14 protein-coding genes are annotated in these 17,525 nt (G+C 35.5%); 13 read left to right on the top strand and 1 reads right to left on the bottom strand.

Annotation, left to right across the window (positions count from 1 at the left end; genetic code table 11):
- Positions 1-22: 22 nt before the first annotated feature.
- The gene (locus tag EZV73_RS01010; protein WP_240837452.1) at positions 23-673 is read right to left on the bottom strand and encodes a TetR/AcrR family transcriptional regulator; all 651 of its coding nucleotides are present in this window, start codon (positions 671-673) and stop codon (positions 23-25) included.
- A gap of 185 nt (positions 674-858) precedes the next feature.
- On the opposite strand from EZV73_RS01010, the gene EZV73_RS01005 reads away from it, so the two are divergent.
- From EZV73_RS01005 to EZV73_RS00945, 13 genes are all read left to right on the top strand, one after another.
- Positions 859-2,184 carry a glycine/sarcosine/betaine reductase component B subunit gene (locus EZV73_RS01005; RefSeq protein WP_240837450.1) on the top strand — a complete coding sequence of 442 codons (1,326 nt, stop codon included), beginning with the start codon at positions 859-861 and terminating at the stop codon, positions 2,182-2,184.
- A gap of 9 nt (positions 2,185-2,193) precedes the next feature.
- A complete protein-coding gene (gene grdH / locus EZV73_RS01000) occupies positions 2,194-3,501 on the top strand; it encodes a betaine reductase selenoprotein B (RefSeq protein WP_240837449.1) in 1,308 nt (435 codons plus the stop codon).
- A gap of 89 nt (positions 3,502-3,590) precedes the next feature.
- Complete coding sequence (gene grdA, locus EZV73_RS00995) at positions 3,591-4,061, top strand: glycine/sarcosine/betaine reductase complex selenoprotein A (RefSeq protein WP_240837447.1); 471 nt, start codon at positions 3,591-3,593, stop codon at positions 4,059-4,061.
- A 17-nt stretch (positions 4,062-4,078) separates the two neighbouring features.
- Positions 4,079-5,569: a BCCT family transporter gene (locus EZV73_RS00990; RefSeq protein WP_240837445.1), complete on the top strand. Its 1,491-nt coding sequence runs from the start codon at positions 4,079-4,081 to the stop codon at positions 5,567-5,569.
- A gap of 107 nt (positions 5,570-5,676) precedes the next feature.
- Complete coding sequence (locus EZV73_RS00985) at positions 5,677-6,165, top strand: NUDIX domain-containing protein (protein WP_240837443.1); 489 nt, start codon at positions 5,677-5,679, stop codon at positions 6,163-6,165.
- A 97-nt stretch (positions 6,166-6,262) separates the two neighbouring features.
- Positions 6,263-6,595 (top strand): PadR family transcriptional regulator, encoded by a 333-nt coding sequence (locus tag EZV73_RS00980; RefSeq protein WP_240837441.1) that lies wholly within the window; start codon positions 6,263-6,265, stop codon positions 6,593-6,595.
- The gene (locus tag EZV73_RS00975) at positions 6,588-7,430 is read left to right on the top strand and encodes a DUF1048 domain-containing protein (protein WP_240837439.1); all 843 of its coding nucleotides are present in this window, start codon (positions 6,588-6,590) and stop codon (positions 7,428-7,430) included. The genes EZV73_RS00980 and EZV73_RS00975 overlap by 8 nt, the downstream gene beginning before the upstream one ends.
- Before the next feature lie 244 nt (positions 7,431-7,674).
- Complete coding sequence (locus EZV73_RS00970; protein ID WP_240837437.1) at positions 7,675-8,721, top strand: helix-turn-helix transcriptional regulator; 1,047 nt, start codon at positions 7,675-7,677, stop codon at positions 8,719-8,721.
- Positions 8,722-8,731: 10 nt separating this feature from the next.
- Positions 8,732-10,030: an MFS transporter gene (locus tag EZV73_RS00965; protein ID WP_240837436.1), complete on the top strand. Its 1,299-nt coding sequence runs from the start codon at positions 8,732-8,734 to the stop codon at positions 10,028-10,030.
- Between the two features lie 373 nt (positions 10,031-10,403).
- Positions 10,404-11,678, top strand: coding sequence for an ATP-binding protein (locus EZV73_RS00960; RefSeq protein ID WP_240837435.1), 1,275 nt, complete (start codon positions 10,404-10,406; stop codon positions 11,676-11,678).
- Between the two features lie 404 nt (positions 11,679-12,082).
- Complete coding sequence (locus EZV73_RS00955) at positions 12,083-14,425, top strand: ABC transporter permease subunit (RefSeq protein ID WP_240837434.1); 2,343 nt, start codon at positions 12,083-12,085, stop codon at positions 14,423-14,425.
- A complete protein-coding gene (locus EZV73_RS00950) occupies positions 14,412-16,589 on the top strand; it encodes an ABC transporter permease (RefSeq protein ID WP_240837433.1) in 2,178 nt (725 codons plus the stop codon). The genes EZV73_RS00955 and EZV73_RS00950 overlap by 14 nt, the downstream gene beginning before the upstream one ends.
- On the top strand, positions 16,589-17,518 hold the full coding sequence (locus EZV73_RS00945) for an ABC transporter ATP-binding protein (protein WP_240837432.1): 930 nt from the start codon (positions 16,589-16,591) through the stop codon (positions 17,516-17,518). The genes EZV73_RS00950 and EZV73_RS00945 overlap by 1 nt, the downstream gene beginning before the upstream one ends.
- The last annotated feature ends 7 nt before the right edge of the window (positions 17,519-17,525 follow it).

The raw sequence follows: 17,525 nt of genomic DNA, 5'->3' as shown, positions 1-17,525 counted from the left end.
AAAGATCCGTTCATTCGGATCTTTATTTTTTATAAGATAAAAATAATCTATGTAAGTATTTTTTTGACTGATTAACAAATTCGTCTTCATTGATCATATCAGGAGCAGCCATGAGTTTGTTTAACATACCCTGATAGATAAAGAATAAGAGTTCATAAATATCTTCTAAATCTTCTTCGTTAAAATAGCCTTCATCTGCACATGCCTTTAAAAGGAACATGGTCCTGTCAAATAAGTTCTCTCCAGTAAGCATGCCTTTAACGCTTTCTGATTGTGTTGTTAAATGATCTGGAAACAACTCATAAAATTCATTGATGTAGGAATTATGTTTCTTGTTGACCGAATTTCCGAATATCGAATGAAAAACTTCTGGCTTTAAAAAGCTATGCTTATAGAAGCAAAGCCATACAGCTTCATTGACTTCATAAGCGGTCTCACATCCCACAATACACTGGTCTAGTTCATCGGTATAATCCTTCATAAATATCAGTGCCGAAAGTGATCTTAAATGCTCTAAGTTATCAAAATAATTGTACAGTGTTGCACTGTTATAAGCTGCCAAATCAGCCACTTTTCTGATGGTTAAGGCTTCAAAGCCTTCCTTCTCTATAATCTCTGCTGCAGATTCTATAAAGATACGTTTTGTTCTTTGTCGTTGTCTAGCTTTTTTCATAACTTTTCCCCTTTAGAAATCATTATAACATAAATTTTTTTTTAGGGGTCAAATGTTTGGAAAAACTTAATATCTTGTGAAAAATTTATCTATCTTCGAGAAAAATACTTCTCAAATAACTAAGGTTATGATATAATCATGATTAGAGTTGTCAAACAATTTGAACTATTGAGGAGGATGGAGAATTGAAACTAGAATTAGGACATTTTTTCGTTGAAGAAATTCAGTTTGGTGCGAAGACAGCATTTAAAGACGGATTATTAACGATTAACAAGGAAGAAGCTTTAAAAGTTGTCTTCGAAGATGAGCACATCACTAAAGCAGAATTGCATATTGTTAAACCAGGTGATGATGTAAGACTTGTACCTGTAAAAGAAGCAATTGAGCCAAGAATTAAGTTAAATGGTGATGCTTTATTCCCAGGTGTAACTGGTGATTTAACACAAGCAGGTAATGGTACAACACATGCCTTAAAAGGATGTAGTGTATTGGTTGTAGGTCAACATTATGGTGGTTTCCAAGATGGTTTGATTGATATGGGTGGTGAAGGTGCCAAGTACACATACTATTCTCAATTAAAAAATATCGTTTTAGTTGCACACACTGATGAAGAATTTGAACATCATGAGCAACAAAAGAAAAATAGAGCATTAAGATGGGCAGGAATGAGACTCGCTGAATACGTAGGTTCATGTGTAAAAGAATTAGAGCCACAAGAAAAAGAAGTATTTGAGTTAAAGCCTGTTTCTAAAAGACCTTCTGAGGAAAACGTTTTACCTTCAGTTGTTCTAGTATTACAACCTCAATCTCAAATGGAAGAAGCGGGTTACAATGACTTATGTTACGGGTGGGACTGTAACAGAATGGTACCAACATTCATGAATCCAAATGAAATTCTAGATGGCGCTATGATCTCTGGTTCATTTATGCCATGTTCATCAAAGTGGTCAACTTATGACTTCCAAAACTTCCCGATGATTAAGAGATTATACGGTGAGCACGGTAAGACAGTTAACTTCTTAGGTGTTATCATGTCAAACCTAAACGTTGCATTAGAGCAAAAAGAGCGTTCGGCTTTATTTGTAGCTCAAATGGCTAAGTCATTAGGTGCTGATGCAGCAGTTGTTGCTGAAGAAGGTTACGGTAATCCTGATACAGACTTCACAGCTTGTTTAGTAGCACTTGAAGAAGTAGGTATTAAAACAGTTGGTTTAACAAATGAATGTACAGGTCGTGATGGTGCGTCACAATCACTTGTTTCTATGAACGAAAAAGCTACTGCAATCGTATCTTGTGGTAATGTATCTGAATTAATCGAGTTACCACCAGCTGGTTTGGTACTTGGTGAGTTAGAAGCACTTGCTAGAGATGGTCTGTCTGGTGGATGGGCAGATGATGAGTTATTAGGACCTTCAGTAAGACCAGATGGTTCAATTATTATGGAGAACAATGCAATGTTCTGTGGTGATCAGGTAGTAGGTTGGTCTACAAAGACTATGAAAGAATTCTAGGAGTGGATGATGAAAAAAGCAATTGTATATTTAAACCAATTCTTTGGACAAATTGGTGGTGAAGATAAAGCTGACTTTGCACCTGAAATTAGAGAGGGTCAAGTTGGAGCTGCAATGGCCTTTAATGCAGCATTAAAAAATGCAGAAGTTACACATACACTAATCTGTGGTGATAACTTTATGGGTTCAAATGAAGAAGAAGCTGTTGAAAAGTTATTAGGCTTCTTAGAAGATAAAGAATTTGATATTTTCTTAGCTGGTCCTGCTTTCCAAGCTGGTAGATACGGTAATGCATGTGGTGTTATCTCTTTAGCAGTAAAAGAAAAGTTCGGCGTACCTGTACTTTCTTCAATGCATATTGAGAATCCTGGTGTTGAAATGTTTAAAAAAGACATGGTAATTTTCCCAGGTGGTAAGTCTGCAGCAGCTATGAGAAAAGATATCAAAAAAGTAGCAGCTTACGCTGATAAGATTTTAGCTGGTGAAAACTTAGGTCCTGCTGAAGAAGAAGGTTACTACACAAGAGGTATCCGTCATCAAGTATGGAGAGAAGATAAGATAAACGCAACTGATAGAGTTATTGATATGCTTCTTAAGAAGATTTCTGGTGAAGACTATGTTACTGAGTTACCTATTCCTAAGATGGATAGAGTACCAATTGCAACACCAATTGCTGACTTATCAGGCGCTAAAATTGCAGTCTTAACTTCTGGTGGTATTGTGCCTATTGACAACCCAGACAGAATCCAATCGGCTTCAGCAACGCGTTGGGGTAAGTATGATGTTACTGGTATGGATAGACTAGAAGGCGGCATTTTCAAGACAATTCATGCAGGTTATGACCCAGCTGCAGCAGATGCTGATCCAAATGTTTGTGTACCGATTGATGCACTAAGAGCATATGAATCAGAAGGTAAAATTAAAGAGTTATACAAGTATTTCTACTCAACAGTAGGTACAGGTACAACTCAAGGTGAAGCAGCTAGAATGGGTAAAGAAATCGTTGAAGAATTATTAGCAGCAGGCGTAGACGGCGTAATCATGACTTCTACGTGAGGCACTTGTACTCGTTGCGGTGCAACGATTGTTAAAGAAGTTGAAAGAGCTGGTTTACCAGTTGTTCAAATGGCTAACTTGGTACCAGTTGCTAAGACTGCTGGTGCAAACAAGATTGTACCAACTATCTCAATTCCATATCCACTAGGCGATCCATCGACTAGTAGAGAAGAACAATGGAAATTAAGATATCACAGAGTGGGTGTTGCTTTAGAAGCATTAACTCAAGATGTTCAAGAACAGACTGTATTTAGAGTATAGTTTTGATAAACTCCTAGGCGTCACTTAGCATATCCAGGCGCCTAGGTGTTATATATGATGGAATTATGTTAATATTTAAGGAGGAGAAGATGGCTTTACTTGATGGTAAGAAGGTAATCATTATCGGTGATCGAGATGGTATACCTGCTCAAGCCGTTGAAGCATGTTTAGAAAATCTGAACACAGAGGTTCTTTACGCTTCAACAGAATGTTTTGTCTGAACGGCTGCAGGTGCTATGGATCTAGAGAACCAAAAGAGAGTTAAAGAGTATCACGACCAATACGGCGGAGAAAATCTTGTTGTGTTGTTAGGTGCTGCAGAGGCAGAAGCTGCTGGCTTAGCTGCTGAAACAGTAACAGGTGGTGATCCAACTTTCGCAGGTCCATTAGCGGGAGTCCAGTTAGGACTTCAGGTATATCATGTAGTAGAAGAAGCATTTAAGAGTGAAATTGATTTTGAGATTTATGACGAGCAGATTGGCATGATGGAAATGGTACTTGAAGTGGAAGAGATTGCAAATGAAATGCAATCAATTAGGAGTGAGTTTAGTAAGTACTAGTCCATTAGGGGGATTTCATGAATAAATCAAAAGTTAATAAAGTATTTGTCATTTCATTGGTCGTAGTTTTCGCGATCGTATTATGGGGCTTGATTGCTGCAGATAATTTTGCAAATGTAGCGAATCTAGCATTTAATTTCTTAGTAAGCAAGTTTGGTTGGTTTTATCTGTTAGCCATGACTTCTTTTGTTGTGTTTGCTATTTGGATTGCATTTAGTAAGTACGGTAAAATTAAACTTGGTCCAGACGATTCTAAACCAGATTATAGCTTTATATCCTGGTTTGCTATGCTCTTCTCAGCAGGCATGGGCATTGGTCTCGTGTTCTGGGGTGTAGCCGAACCTCTAAACCACTTTATTAATCCGATGGGTATGGATGGCGGAACAGAAGCAGCTGCAAAGTTTGCCATGATGAAGTCATTCATGCACTGGGGATTACATCCTTGGGCTAATTACTCTGTATTAGCATTAGCATTAGCTTACATGCAGTTCAGAAAAAATAAGCCAGGTTTAATTAGTTCTGTGTTTATACCTTTAATTGGTGAGGAAAGAGTTAAAGGTTGGATTGGTAAAACAATCGATATTCTTGCGATTTTCGCAACAGTAGCAGGTGTTGCTACATCACTTGGTTTAGGTACACTTCAAATCAACAGTGGTCTAAATTACTTATTTGGAGTTCCTGAAAACTCATTAGTACAAATCATGATCGTTGTCATTGTAACTGTCTTATTTATGATTTCAGCTATCACAGGTTTAGACAAAGGTATTAAGTTCTTATCAAACCTAAATGTTTCTATTGCAGGTGTTTTAGTTGTCTTATCAATTATCATAGGACCAACACTTTTAATTTTCACAAATTTAGGTCAAGGTATTTTACTATATGCTAAAGATTTAGTAATGGACGTCAACCCATTCGGAAAAGGTGAATGGTATGGTTGGTGGACAATATTCTACTGGGCATGGTGGATTGCATGGGCACCATTTGTTGGTACATTTATTGCAAGAATCTCACGTGGTAGAACAATCAAAGAATTTATTTTCGGTGTATTAGCTGCACCAACAATTGCATCTTTTGTATGGTTTGCAACATTTGGCACTATGGGTATTAACGCAGGTGTTGAAGTTGCTACAGAAGCGATTGCAAAAACAGAAACAGCATTTTTCGTTGTGATGAATCAATATCCATTAGGTTCAATCATATCATTTGTAGCAGTTCTATTGTTATGTACATTCTTTGTTACATCAGCAGACTCTGCGACTTTCGTACTAGGTATGATGTCATCAGATGGTGATTTAAATCCAACGGTAAATAGAAAGGTAACTTGGGGCGTTATTCAATCTCTGTTAGCTTTAGCCCTTATGCTATCAGGTGGTTTGAAAATGTTACAAACAGCTTCAATCGTAGCGGCATTCCCGTTTGCTTTTGTCATGATATTCGGAATGGTGTCTATTGTTAAAGCGCTGAGACAGGACCCTATAATTGCCAAAAAGAATGAAAGAGCATCGTAATAAGCATTTAAATTAAGCCTGAAAAGGCTTAATTTATTTTTTTGCTATAAATTGATGGCCTACAGTTTGTTTTGGGTATAAAATGAAGTAAGAACAAGGAGGGATTTATGATTTCATTCAGACACATGGCAGTAGCATTTATAGAAAACAATGGCAGAATACTCATGCAAAAAAGAGAGCGTCATCGATTAGTTGCTGGTGGTGTCTATGCACCCGTTGGCGGACACTTAAAAGATGGTGAATATCAAAATCCTGTCGATGGCTGTATCAGAGAAATTGAAGAGGAAACGGGTCTAAAAGCAGACCAGCTGGATAAGATAAAACTTAAGTACATGATTATGAGACAGAAAGACCAGGAAATCCGAGTTCAATATGTCTACTTCATGTCTTCAAAATCTGATACTGTGGTCGCTAATGACGAAGGAACTTTACACTGGATTTGTCAGTCTAAACTCTTAGACCTTCAGATGTCTTTTACCAGTCATGAAATCATCAAACATTATTTGACCAAGTCCACATTTGAAGATCCGATTTATGTTGGTACTGTTGATGGTCAACCAACCATGCATTTTGTTAAAATAAATGATTTTGAGTAAAGCGCTTAGGCGCTTTTTTTACGCTACTTGACTATATAGAGTAGCGGGTGTATAATGAAAATATACTACTTGACTATATAGAGTAGTGGAGGTGTACATGATTGACAAAGCTCAAATTTTAAAAGGTTTATTGGAAGGCTGTATCTTGGAAGTCATCAGCAGAGGTGAAAGCTATGGTTATCAGATAACAGAGGACTTAAATAATATGGGACTACCAGATCTTAATGAAGGTAGTGTTTATCCAGTTTTGATTAGATTGCAAAAAAAAGGACTTTTGAGAAGTGAAAGTAAGAAATCACCTTTAGGACCAAAAAGAAAGTACTTTAACTTAACAGATAGTGGTCATGATTATCTAAAGGATTTTAAGGAAGCCTGGTTTGATATTTCAAATAGTGTCACTTCTATTATGGAGGGAGGAAGTCATGAATAGAACCGGAAAAAGTAGAGTGGTTATGACGATTTTACTAAGCGTTTTATTGATTGTTCAAATGCTTGTATTTATGGTAAATAAGAAAGAATCTAATATGGCCATATTCCTGATGTTTGGCTTGATCGTTTTACTGGCTCTTATAAGTGTATTTATGAGCATCTATAAGTTAAAAGAACTCAAAGACAGGATATCATCTTTACCAGAATCCTATAAAGCAGTCTATGTGGATGCACAGGAATCCATTGATTTGTCTAATCTTTCAAGTGGCATGAAACAAGACATCAAAACAGCTGTTTTAGAAATCTTTGAACATGCTTCTATGGACCAAAGAGATGTAGAAAGTGTTATTGATGGTGATCTTAATAAGTTCTTAGAGCCATTTATATCAGCTGGTGGTGGTAACTTTTCTATTCTTTATTTAATGGCCTACAGTCTATCATTGTTTGTTGGTTATATCATTTTAATGAAAGTCTATAAGATGACTAAGATTGGTTTTTCTTTAGAAGCCATTGAGTCTTCAACCTTAGACTTTGGCATTGTCATTTCCTATGCCATTATTGCCTTTGTCTTCTTTCCTTGGCTCATGTATTTGATGAGAAAGGCATCCGTGGAAAGATGGTCCAATGTAAAAAGACTGTGGATCATATGTCCGGTCCTATTACCAATAGGCATTCTATTTGTATTAATAGGTGTTGAAAATGATGCATTAAGAGCATTTCTTGATAAAGAACTTAGCTTACTAGACAGTCCTTTAAAATTACTTTCAGCTATTGTGATTTTTCTGCTTTCTCTATACCTGGTTAAACTTTCAAGAAAAAAACAAATAACTAATTAATCAAAACCGCATAAGCGGTTATTCTTTTGCAAAAGTTTAGACACTAGACCTAAAAGTATCTTACGATATGTAACATGGTCTGAATCGTTTTAAGAATAAGTGAATTTATCTGACTAGAAAAGTTGTTAAATATTTTTTTGACAAGAAGTTTTGATTTAATTTGACAAAAATTGTGCTATATTCTAAGATGTAATTAGATATGTTCGAACAAGTAGTTAAAATATATTTTGACGAGGTGAAGGTTATGGCTATTAAATTTGAAGCAAGTAGGTGGTTATTAAGAGATGTCATACATAGTGTCTACATTATGTGTGTAGAAGATTATGAAGCTTTAATGTATAAGCATCAAGGCTTTTATCCTAACAAACAAGTCATAAAACTTGTTGATAAGTTAAAGAAAAAATTTCCTTTTGATGAGATGAATATAGCCTATATGATCGATGAAGATTTTGGTACAGTGATTGTTAACGCCATTTCAATTGAGACCATAAGAGCAAAATCCTTTGATGAGATTACTGATATCATTTCAAACATGGTAGATGATACAGTTATGGACGCGATTGTTAGAAGGTTAGGAAAATCTGCTACTGAAGATTTTGATACAGACTATGCACTTGATCGGTCTAATTATGATCAGGTAATGGATTTTGTTAATAAACTCAGTATCAATAAAAACATCAAATGGGACGTATATAAGTTTTTATTAGATCCATCAATACTATTTTCAAAATTAGTAGATGGCTTAAAGAGAATATATCCCACATATCAAAAGGAGATAAAAAAGTACGAAAAAGACATGACATCAATAAACACTTATTTGCAAACTGAACTGGATGTAAAAGGTGAAGCGATATTCTCAGATGTCTTAGAAGGTGTTATAGATGTAAGTAGCTTTGATAACATTCTTATTAGGTCATCTTTCATTAACTCTAAAGCCCTTGTATGTGAAGACGTAGATGGTGTTTTATATTTAGAAGTTGGTTTTGAGTTCAGAGAAGCCATTGCATTAATTAGAGGGAAAAATGATGAAGAAAACATGCTTAACACAATTGGCATGATTGCTGATCCTATGAAGTTTAAGCTGATAACCTTGATGAAAGAAGAAGCCATGTATGGTAAAGAGCTGTGTGAGGCTACTGGACTGAGTAAAGCTGCTTTGTCCTATCATATACATCAGCTTAGAAATATTGGCATCATAAATGATGTAAAAGAAGGAAACAAGACTTATTATTCCTTGAAGAGAGAAAAGCTAACAAATATGGTTGAATCATTTTTAGAGAATATTAGATAGGAGAAAGATTATGGAAGCAGTAATAGAACAAGAAAAACTTTTGAGCTCATACGAGTGTAGTAAACTGGCAAATAGAAATATCATACTTTTTTTACTTGGCAAATTGGTTTCTCTTTTTGGTAGTTCGATCTATAGTTTTGCAATTGGTTTATACGTCTTAAAAACAACTGGTTCAGGAACAAGTTTTGCATTGACCATTGTTTTGGCAACAATACCAAGAGCTATTTTAGGTCCGGTATCAGGTGTGTTGGCAGATAAACTGGATAAAAAGAAGTTGGTTGTCATTCTAGATATGCTCAGTGGTATTATTGTACTTGCCTTAGTCGTAGCAAGTAGTATTGATGGATTGAGAATTGGCTATATTTATGCGGCTACATTACTTCTTAATATCACAAATGTATTTTTTGACACAACAATCTCTGCTTCGATTCCTTTGTTGGTGGATAAAGAGAGACTAACACGCATAAACTCATTTTCAGGTTCCATTTCAAATCTAGCATATATCATAGGACCTGCTTTAGGTGGTTTTGTATTTGGTGTGATTGATATGAAGGTATTTTTAATCTTAAATGGCTTGTCTTTTATTTTTTCTGGCATATCAGAGATGTTTTTAGATTTTAAAGTAAAAGAAAAAATATATGGCGTTGAGGCATCATCAATTGATAATGCTGAAAGTAGTTTTGTAAATGATTTAGTTGACGGTTTTAAATATATGTTTAAAACCAAGTGGCTATTAGCACTTGCCATCTCAGCTACCTTCATTAACATGTTCATGACTTTAGGTATGAATATTCCCATCCCATATATTATGAAACAGTACTGGACATTAACAGACCTTCAATATGGTATTACCATGGCTTCATTCCCCTTTGGAGTGATAATTGCATCTCTTGTTGTTGGTATTATTCCACCAGCTAAAAAGAACTATAATAGGATTATTGGTGGTATGATAGTCTTTGCAATTGTGATGATTTGTTTTGGTTTGTTGACAAGATTCTTACCAATTACTATGAATAACTGGGGAAAAGTATCGGTAATGGTTGTATTGTTCATTACAATCGCTTCAGGCTCTGCATTTATGAATATACCTCTGATGGTAACCATTCAGTCACAAACACCTAGTGACATGCTAGGAAGGGTTATGGGGGTACTTGTAACGATTGCGAGTGTCATGACACCGATAGGTGCTCTATTAGGTGGCATATTGATTGACAGACTACCACCATGGTTATTGCCATTAGGATGTGGCTTAGTTCTAGTCTTACTTACAATCATAGTAAGTGGTAATAAGGACTTACAGAAAGTATAGAATGAAGACGAAAATATTATTCTGTTTGGGGTTAGTTGTAATTAGCTTGAGCCCAGTGACGTGAAAATGTCACGCTGGGTTATTATGGGAGGAAGAGGAGGAGACTCCTCTTACTTACCAGACTAGGCAGACTGTGACTAGGAATGTTAGGTCATCAGCAAATTGATACAGCAATGAGGTATGCTATGTAAATCAAAATAATGTTAAGAATTCTCTTAGAAAGTATATGGGGGGTAGCCTTTAAGGTATAAACGGGTTGCTTCTGCAGTTTATTATCTTTTTTGCGTTTCAAAATGAAACGCAAAATGGAACGCAAAATTTTGCGTTGCACTTTTGTATGGTTCTGGTAAAATATATATAGGGAGGTGTTTATATGGGCATTAATGAAAGAGTAGACTTAGAGTACAAACAAGAAGTTAATAATACATTCTTAAAAACAGTAAGTGCTTACGCAAATTATGGTGACGGGGTTATTGTATTTGGTATTACGGATCGAGGAAAAGTCATTGGGATTAATGAGTTAGATCAAACTTGTTTGACGATTGAAAATAAGATTAATGATAGTATAACACCTGTGCCTGGTTATGAAATTGCTATAGACGTTGATAAAAGGATTATTAAGTTAATTGTAAATGAGGGAGTTCATAAACCATATGTGTATAAGAATAAAGCTTTCAAAAGAGCTGACACAGCAACAGTTGAAATTGATCGAGTTGAATTTAGTCGTTTGATTTTAGAAGGTCAAAACTTAAGTTTTGAAGAGTTATCGTCGAATAAAAGAGAGTTATCATTCAAGTACTTGGAGAAACAACTAGTTGATCATTTAGGTATCAAAGCATTAAGTTCAGATATTCTAAAGACGCTAGATTTATATTCAGGAGATGGAAATTTTAATAAAGCTGCTGAAATATTATCTGATGACAATAGCTTGCCAGGAATTGATATTGTTCAGTTTGGGAATAGTATTAATGAAATTTTGGATCGTGAGATTTATAAAAAAGTATCTGTTTTAGAGCAATTTGATAAAGCGATTAACTTATTTGAAAAAAAATATTGTTATGAGGAAATTGTTGGTGTAGAGAGAGTATCGGTTGAAAAAATTCCATTAAGAGCATTTAGGGAAGCTATCGCTAATGCTGTAGTGCATAGGCAATGGGATATAAACGCATTGATTAGAATTTCAATGTTTGATGATAGGATTGAAATTGTATCACCTGGTGGTTTACCTTTTGGTCTAACAGAAGAAGAATATATAGACGGTCAGGTTTCAATTTTGAGAAATCCAATTTTGGGTAATCTATTTTTTCGATTGAGGTACATTGAGCGATTTGGAACAGGAATTCGACGGATTTTGCAATCATATGAAATGGCAATAATTCAACCAGATTTCAAAGTGTATACTAACTCAATAAAAATTATATTGCCTATTCTCAAGGAATACTCAGAGATTATGGATGTTTTAACGATGGAGGAAAGATCCGTTTATATTTCGATTAGAGAAAATGAAGCGTTAAGTAGAAAAGAGATAGAAGAACATACAGGATTAAACAAAACAAAAGTTATTCGTTTATTAAATCAATTACTCAAGAAGAACATAATAATTAAAGTTGGGAGTAACAGGAATACAAGGTATGGATATAGAATTTGATGACGAGTTTCTACTAGTCTAGTTATTGTTAATTCAGTTCTATAAATTGAAATTTGCTGATTAATGTTAAAAAGAGCAATTTAAGTATTAATCACTGACCTATGGTCAGTGGCAAGCTACCTGATTAATTAACTTTCTATCGAAAGTTTCATCAGTTCCTTGTTTCACAAGTTGTTTGTCTCAATAAACACTCGACTCATGTGGAGTGTGAGAGCATAATTGTCGTCCTTAAATACTTGAAATATTTAAGCCTGATTATCGATAGTGATGATCAGGTTTTTTTAGTAAGGTGATTATCTTAAATTGTTAGAAAAGTGTGAAAATTCTTAATAAAATTTCAAATTTAGAAAAATCCATCGACATTAAAATTTTTTTATCGTATATTGATTTTAGAGGGGTGGGTTATGAAAAGGTATATATTTTGGTTGATTTCTATTATCTTTATTGTATTTGTGCCTATGACATTTTTTCATGTGATGGGCTTTCATTATGACCTAAATTCAATAGATTCACAGGCGATTATAGATAAGTCTAATGAACTACTAGAGATGGGTGTGCCTTCTTCCGGTTCAAAGGCGCATGAAGATTATAGAATCGGATTAATGGATGAATTAGAAGCATTGGGCTTTGAGATTGAAATACAGGAGTATCAACAACTAGGTCCTGTTTATGGTGAAGACCAATATCTGAGAGTGGATGATCATGAAATTAGACTACATTCTGCAAATGGCGGTAGAAGTGCAGGTATTGATTTTACCGGAGATATGGTTATACAAAACCTATCATCATCTTATGAAAAAGAATATGTAAATAATCGATTTGTTATATCGACTGGTTTTGGTAATTTGAGTGATGTGAATCTACTTAAGCTTTATGATGCTGGATGCAAGGGCGTTATTATTGCAAATGGTTATTATGAAGATGGTTCTATTAAGTTAGATTATAAGAAGCTTGACGGCAAGGTCATGCCAATTGTTTACATATCTGAAGAAGACCGTGATATCTTATTTGATCTTGCAAAATCAAGTAGTGAAGAAAAAATCCAAGTTTCCTTTGGCACATCTTATACAGGTGTAGAATTCTTTGATGCAGGTCTAATAGAGAATGTACATATTGTCGTTGACAAGAAAATTGAAGTGATGACAGGTTACAATATTGTTGCTACTATGGGGGAGGGAGAAACTTATTACTTTGCCACACATTATGATGGTAATGATTCTTCAAGCCCTTATATGAGATACCAAAATGTCATGAGTGTATCTACCATGTTAGAACTTGCTAAAAGAATTGCTCTTGATGAAAAACATCTAAAGAAACAAGCACAGTTTGTCTTTCTAGATGGTGGTTTACTCGACCAATCTGGTTCAAAGCATTTTGCTGGGACTATAAAAGAAGATATGCATGGCATTTATCTTGACCGCTTAGGTATGATGAATGAGATGATTGTTGGTTCAGATGGCGACAGCTTGTTTTTTAGAGAGTCTCTTCAGCAATACGACTTTGATCATATACTAAAAGTAGGCTCAGAAAACGTCATTGATACAGCTAGATGGGATGCACCAGGTCTTGAGGCGATAAGACAAGAAGAGCATGCTATTTTGATTACAGCGGACTTTCAAGCCAATTTAATGCCTTATTATATGGGGCAAAATGGGACCTTGTCTGAAAATTTAGAAGGTATTTTAGACCTCTTTGACAGATACATAAAAGTTGTTTATTTTGAAGATAATTATCCAGACTATATGAGACCTCTAGAATGGGCTGTTATCTTCGTCTTAATCCTAGTACTAGTAATCATAAATACACTCTTTCATCTAAAACACATTGAATCTGTAAAGTTGTTTTACTACTCAGTGCCTTACAGTGTCTTTAAGCTACTTGTGAATGCAGTATTTGTTGTATTGATTACACTGGGCATCATACTGTGTATCACCATTCTGCCAGGTTACTTCAATATTTCTGGTGGCAGTTTTAACTATGGTTCTTATGCCTTATGGCATGAAATCATCTCTATTATCAGAGGCTTTATTGAAAATGGTCTTGGGACATCGAGTGCCGGCATACCTTATATCGAAATACTTATACAGCATAGCAGTAATACTTTTAGATTAATCACTTTAGGTTTGATTATCTCTGTGATTCTTGGACTTACAATCGGTATGATTTCTAGTTACTTAAGAAAGGGTGTTAACAAGCAACAGTCTATATTGATTATATTTGGACTTTCTATTCCGGAAACAGTCTTGATCATATTTATGCTCTTTTCAATGAAGTATATTATGGATATTCCCTTTATAGCAGGGACAATAGAAGCCAGTGACTTAAGAACTCTCATCATGCCTCTGATTGTTTTGACCTTGGTACCAACTATTTATATATCAAGAACGGTTTATATGACCCTGGTTGAAGAAAGTCAAAAGAAATACATCATCAGTCTTAAGGCTAAAGGGGTTAAGAAGATGCGGATATATAGTCATCATCTCTTGAAGGTTGCTTTTAACAAGGTGTTGAGTCATATGCCGATTATCATAGCGATTAATATTGCAACCATGATTATTTGTGAAAAGTTATTTTCTTTGACAGGTATTTTTAACACCCTGATTGCAACAATTTCTAGTGGGGAGTACTTATTCTATCTGGCAATTGTTCTTAGTATTATGTTGTACTATTACTTAGTGACCTTGACCAGTAAAATTGTGTCACGCTTTATTATGCCAAGAACAGGAGGTGCTTATGAAGTTGAATAGACCTTTAGTAATTGGTGGCATCATACTGGTCTTACTCTTAGTAGTCGTAATGATGCCTGGATTTTTAGCTGATAAGAATCCTTATAGCATCATGACGCTTAAGTACTCTTTTGAAACGGTTGATGGTGAGACGACTTTTGATCAGGCGCCATTTGAGCCGTCAGACAACTTCAGATGGGGGACAGATGAACTTGGCAGGGATATTTTTTCTTTTGTGATTTATGGTACACGCCTTACTTTAAAAATTGCCTTATTGGTTACTTTATTTAGGTTTATACTGGCATTGCCACTGGGCCTTTTGGCTGGCTTTAACTACTCACTACCAAAATCGATCATACGCCAAGTCAACATCCTGTTTTCAGGTTTGCCACCGCTCTTATTTGCCATATTTGTACTTTATTTAAATATATTTTCTAGACTCGATAAAACGTGGTCTACTATTGCTTTTATCACGGTACTGACAGTTGTCGGCTTTGGTAAGCTAGCCATTGCCTTTGAAGATTCTACTAAGTTAATACTGTCAAAGCCTTATATTAGAAGTGAGTACCTACTTGGCAAGTCCAAGTATGAAGTTGCCATAGAAAATGTTATTCCACATTTGATGCCAGAAGTCGTTATCTTGTTTTTTATGGAAATTGCAAGAGTTCTAACACTCCAGATACAGCTTGGTCTATTTGCCATCTTTATTGGTAACCTAAAGATTCTATTATCTGATGACTTTGGTGTTATTAGATACTGGGATGTAAGTTTTGAACCGGAGTGGGCGAGTTTGTTAGGTTATGCTGCTGATGCTCTTAGAGTGGCACCTTGGATGGTTATTTATCCGACACTTGCATTTTTCGTATCAGTTTTAGGCTTCAACATGTTTGGTGAAGGTTTAAGAATCATCTTACAGGATCCAAAGAGTGATTTTATACCAAAAGTCAGAAAGGCCATATCAAAAGTTTTTATAAGAAAACATAGACATGAAAGTTTTAATTATAGACGTTTACTTTTTTATGTTATGGCCCTAGTTTTAATTGTTTTTGTCTTTAACTTAAACTCTAGTACACATGAACTAGAAGAAATCGTCTACATAGATAGACAAGACTTACCTAAAAGGTTATATGTAGGAATGGAAGAAATAGATCAAGTTACCACTTATCTATCTGAAAAGATGGCAAGCATTGGCATGGAACCGCTTTATGAGGACTATAAACAGACCTATGAAACCGATCAAACCTATTATGTTGATCAGAGCTATTTAAGTATAGATGATAAAGTTTATGAACAAGACATCGATTATGTGGTTCATGGTTTTGATAGCTATCAGGTGGAGGCAAATATCATAGATGCCAGAAATTATTCACTCTACAATGAGGCATATTATCCTATGTTTGCAGAAAAAGTCATTTGGATAGATGGGTCTTATTATACACCTGAGGCCATAGAAATCTTTTCAAGTAAACTGGCTGATACGGGCTGTAAGGGCCTAATCGTCTCAAATCATTCATGGAAAACCAGTAAGGGGAGCTTTAAGGGCTCTATCCCTATTGTAGGTGTTTCAGATAAGGTAGATGTGGGTGGTCAGCTTTCATATGAATCTTCAGCTTTTATGATGTCGAGTAAGGGTGTCAATGTAATAGGCATGGTAAAGGGTCACGATATCAATACCTCTCAAGAAGTGTTGGTTATTGGACTGCCACTCAATTATAGAGATGTTGAAGATGGCTATTTTACTTATAATTATGGTTTAGAACTGATTGACAAGTTAAAGGATGAAACCAATAGGACCATGGTCCTTGCCTTCTTTGATGGCAACTATGACCAACATGCCCATGGTGTTTTACCATTCTCTACAGGGATGAAGTTCGACCCATTTATGCATACCATGTACTTTAATATTAGAGATGTCCATTATGGTGGTGACAAGGTTTATATCAACAGGGATATGTCACCTCTTACACGTTATTTTGGCATCAGCTTTTTCCAATCGATTGAGCAGACTGAAATGCAATTTGAAGTTATGACAGAGAAAGAACCAGATGATTTAAATACATTGATCAAACATCCTGATTATGTCATGCATCACAAAAAAGGTATCGATACTTTGATACTTGATGTATACACTGATCCAGAGGTCTTTTTCGAATCATTCTATTATGCCCTAAAGGAGAATAACTGATGAAAGATATATTAGAACTCAAGAATTTAAGCGTATCTTTTGACGGTTTAAAAGTTGTAAGAGGCGTTGATTTTCAGATAAAAAAAGGCGAAATACATGGCATACTGGGTGAATCAGGTTCGGGTAAGTCTGTGACAGCTTTTTCTATATGCAAGCTTCATGACCAAGCCGTCTATGATGGCAGTGTTCTGTTTGATGGAGAATCAGTCCTTGATATGACTGAGAGCAAATTATCTACTATTAGAGGCTATGATATTGCTTACATCTTTCAGAATCCTCATGAGAGCTTTAATCCCAATAGGAAGCTTTACAAGCAGTTAAGAGAAGCCGTTTCTATTCATGGTATCCAGCCATCAGATGAAAAAATCATAGAGGTTTTGGCTTCGGTAGGTTTAAAGGACCCTGAAATAATTCTAAAGAAGTATCCAGATCAGTTGTCTGGTGGTGAATGTCAAAGAGTCATGATAGGTATGAGTCTCTTATGTGAACCCAAGGTCATCATAGCGGATGAACCGACTTCTGCCATAGATGCATCTATCAAGCTTCAGATTATCAAGCTTTTAAAAGATATTAATAAGACACATGGCACAACCATTGTTTTGATCAGCCATGACATAGATTTGGTAGAAAATATTTGTGATTCCATGACTGTTATGTATGGAGGTCTCGTGATGGAACAAGGCATGACCTCTAAAATTCTTTCAGAACCCAAACACCCATATACAAAAGCACTTATTGATTGTACGGAATCGCTTAACAAATCGCATGAGCGTTTGGTCACCCTTGAAGGCTTGCCGCTTTCTCCTAAGTATTACAAGGATCACTGTCCATTTTATGACCGCTGCAAGGATAGGGTAGCTATATGTGGTAGTGAAATGCCAGCGTTAAAAGAAATCAACCATAGAGCTTTTAGATGTTCTCAAATTTAAGGAGTTG

It is taken from the genome of Acidaminobacter sp. JC074 (assembly GCF_022496765.1).
Taxonomy (GTDB): Bacteria; Bacillota; Clostridia; order Peptostreptococcales; family Acidaminobacteraceae; genus JABXKX01.
This window is presented reverse-complemented; position numbering and strand designations above follow the sequence as displayed.

Excerpts from the sequence above, each read along its gene's own strand:
- EZV73_RS01010 (WP_240837452.1), bottom strand. The coding sequence starts at position 673 with ATGAAAAAAGCTAGACAACGACAAAGAACAAAACGTATCTTTATAGAA.
- EZV73_RS00990 (WP_240837445.1), top strand. The coding sequence starts at position 4,079 with ATGAATAAATCAAAAGTTAATAAAGTATTTGTCATTTCATTGGTCGTA.
- EZV73_RS00985 (WP_240837443.1), top strand. The coding sequence starts at position 5,677 with ATGATTTCATTCAGACACATGGCAGTAGCATTTATAGAAAACAATGGC.
- EZV73_RS00980 (WP_240837441.1), top strand. The coding sequence starts at position 6,263 with ATGATTGACAAAGCTCAAATTTTAAAAGGTTTATTGGAAGGCTGTATC.
- EZV73_RS00975 (WP_240837439.1), top strand. The coding sequence starts at position 6,588 with ATGAATAGAACCGGAAAAAGTAGAGTGGTTATGACGATTTTACTAAGC.
- EZV73_RS00970 (WP_240837437.1), top strand. The coding sequence starts at position 7,675 with ATGGCTATTAAATTTGAAGCAAGTAGGTGGTTATTAAGAGATGTCATA.
- EZV73_RS00965 (WP_240837436.1), top strand. The coding sequence starts at position 8,732 with ATGGAAGCAGTAATAGAACAAGAAAAACTTTTGAGCTCATACGAGTGT.
- EZV73_RS00960 (WP_240837435.1), top strand. The coding sequence starts at position 10,404 with ATGGGCATTAATGAAAGAGTAGACTTAGAGTACAAACAAGAAGTTAAT.
- EZV73_RS00955 (WP_240837434.1), top strand. The coding sequence starts at position 12,083 with ATGAAAAGGTATATATTTTGGTTGATTTCTATTATCTTTATTGTATTT.
- EZV73_RS00950 (WP_240837433.1), top strand. The coding sequence starts at position 14,412 with ATGAAGTTGAATAGACCTTTAGTAATTGGTGGCATCATACTGGTCTTA.
- EZV73_RS00945 (WP_240837432.1), top strand. The coding sequence starts at position 16,589 with ATGAAAGATATATTAGAACTCAAGAATTTAAGCGTATCTTTTGACGGT.